The sequence below is a fragment of the Candidatus Rhabdochlamydia sp. W815 genome (assembly GCF_018642185.1).
Lineage (GTDB): Bacteria > Chlamydiota > Chlamydiia > Chlamydiales > Rhabdochlamydiaceae > Rhabdochlamydia > Rhabdochlamydia oedothoracis.
Window position 1 is genome coordinate 1 of sequence record NZ_JAAVTY010000214.1, and the last position, 568, is coordinate 568.

Consider the following 568-nt stretch of genomic DNA (forward strand, 5'->3'; position numbering starts at 1 on the left):
CAGATGGAGGGTATCTAGGACTTAAAAAGCTTCATGCTAAAACCCAAATGCCTAAAAGAAGAAGCAAGAAAAATCCTTTAACAAAACAAGACAAAAAAAATAATCAATTCCTTTCCAAAGAACGTGTAATTAATGAAAATGCTATTGGTCTGCTTAAGCGATTCAAAATTTTAGCTGATCGTTATAGAAATAGACGAAAAAGGTTTGGTCTTCGGTTCAATCTAATTGCGGGCATTTATAATCTGGAGCTATGTTAATGGGTTTTGAAAGAGGTCTATTCTCTCAAATATTCTAAAGTCATTAAAAGCTTGTCTTCTAGCCTTAGTAAGCCTTTCATTGCATCATGTCGTAAAGATTATTTATTAGATCTAGTAGGTGCAAAGGAAATTCTTCATGCGTAAGCCCTGCAGTTGTGGTAGCAGTACGGGCAGCACTCAAGAAACTTCCTATTTTTAAATCCATCTTTAATCTCCTTAATGGGCCCTTTCAACCTTGAAGTGCACAAAAAAGAACATATAAATACTTGAAAAAACATCTATTGTGCACCCGAGCATAGCATGTTTGTAGA

The 568-nt window shown here is 35.0% G+C and carries 2 protein-coding genes; one reads left to right on the forward strand and one right to left on the reverse strand.

Going from position 1 to position 568, the window contains the following annotated elements; all coding sequences use genetic code 11:
* The coding region (locus tag RHOW815_RS08400; RefSeq protein ID WP_305825899.1) for a transposase family protein at positions 1-257 on the forward strand (257 nt) is incomplete at its 5' end.
* A 76-nt stretch (positions 258-333) separates the two neighbouring features.
* Here RHOW815_RS08400 and RHOW815_RS08920 read toward each other — a convergent pair.
* Positions 334-462, reverse strand: coding sequence for a hypothetical protein (locus tag RHOW815_RS08920; protein ID WP_256439943.1), 129 nt, complete (start codon positions 460-462; stop codon positions 334-336).
* Between the last annotated feature and the right edge of the window lie 106 nt (positions 463-568).